Source organism: Streptosporangium sp. NPDC006013, assembly GCF_040614275.1.
In the GTDB taxonomy this organism is placed as follows: Bacteria; Actinomycetota; Actinomycetes; order Streptosporangiales; family Streptosporangiaceae; genus Streptosporangium.
On sequence record NZ_JBEXUE010000901.1, the window covers coordinates 1 to 1,716 of the forward strand.

The 1,716-nt window shown below is 75.4% G+C and carries 1 protein-coding gene; it reads left to right on the forward strand.

The window, feature by feature from the left end; all coding sequences use genetic code 11:
- Positions 1-1,716, forward strand: a 1,716-nt coding sequence (locus ABZ260_RS50735) for an AMP-binding protein (protein ID WP_355633068.1), incomplete at both ends; no start/stop codon positions are given.

The window sequence follows — 1,716 nt, forward strand, 5'->3', positions numbered from 1 at the left end:
GGGCCGCGGCGCGACCGTCACCTGCGACATCCCCGCCGAGGTGGCGCAGCCGCTGCTGGCGCTCGGCCGGCGGCAGGGCGCGACCGCGTTCATGACCTTCCTGAGCGTGTTCGCCGCGATGCTCGGCCGCCACACCGGTGCCACCGACGTGGCGATCGGCACGGTCGTCGCCGGTCGTGGCCAGGCGGAACTGGACGACGTCGTCGGGTTCTTCGTCAACACCGTCGTGGTGCGGGTGGACCTGGCCGGCGATCCGACGGTGACGACCCTGATCGGCCGGGTCAGGGAGAGCGCGCTGGACGCCTTCAGCCACGACGAACTGCCCTTCGACCGGCTGGTGGAGGGGCTGGCCCCGCAGCGGGACCTGTCCCGCTCCCCGCTGTGCGACGTCACGTTCGGGCTGCGCGAGCAGGCGCCCGAGCCGCCGCGCCTGACGGGGCTCGATGTGCGGCCGGTCGCCGTCGAGCGGACGACGGCCAAGTTCGATCTCACCTTCGGTCTCACCGCCGGCACCGACGGCGGCTACCTGGCCGAGCTGGAGTACGCGACGGACCTGTTCACCGAGGCGACGATCCGCCGTCTAGCCGGACATTTCCGGACCCTGGTGGAGTCGGCGGCGACGGCACCGGACCGGCCGGTCAGCCGCCTCGACATGCTGGACCCCGCCGAGCGCGGACGGCTGCTGCGGGACTGGAACCCGCGGGCCATGCCGATCACGCACGAATCCCTGCACGAGGCGTTCGCCGCCCAGGCCGCCCGCACCCCGGACGCGCCCGCGGTCGAGTACGCCGGCGAGCGCCTGACCTACGCCGAGCTGGACGACCGGGCCGCCACGCTGGCCAGGCGGCTGCACGCCGCGGGGGTGCGCCCCGAGGACCCGGTGGCCGTCTACCTGGACCGGTCACCGGCGGCGGTGACCGCGCTGCTGGCCGTGCTGCGGGCGGGCGGGGTGTACGTGCCGCTGGACACCGCGCAACCCACCGAACGCCTGGCGGCGATGCTCGGCGACCTGCGGCCCGCGGTGGTGCTCACCGACCGCAGGCCGAGCTCCCTTCCCGGCTCGGCCCCGGTCCTCACCGTCGGAGAGACGGTCGGTGAGGCGGAAGACGCGCCACCCGGTGACCTTCCACTCATCGACCTCCCACCCGGGGATCCCGGGCGCGCCGCGTACATGATCTACACCTCGGGCTCGACCGGCCGGCCGAAGGCGGTCGTCGTCCCGCACGGCGCGTACACCCACCACTGCCGCGTCCACGCGGACGCGCACGACATCCGCCCCGGGGACAGGGTGCTGCTGCACGCGCCGCTCATCTTCGACCCGGCCATGGCGCAGATGGGCGCCACCCTGCTGGCGGGCGCCACCGTGGTGATCGGCGACACCGGCGTCGTCGCCCCCGCCGACCTGCCGGACCTGCTGGCCGAGACCGGGGTGACCCACGTCGCGCTCGCGGCCACCTACTACCGCGACGTGATGACCGGCATCCGGCCCGGCGACCCGAGGCCGGCCGCGCTGCGCGTGCTGGCCGTCGGCGGCGAGGCGGTCGGCTACCAGGACGCCCGGCTCTGGCTGGCCACCGGCCTGCCCGCCAGGTTCCTCTGCGTGTACGGCCCGACCGAGGCCACCATCGGCAGCCTGTGCCACCCGGTGACCCCGGCCGAGGCGGCCGCCGCCGCCCCGGACGCGGGCCTGCCGATCGGCCGCCCGCTGCCGGGCAC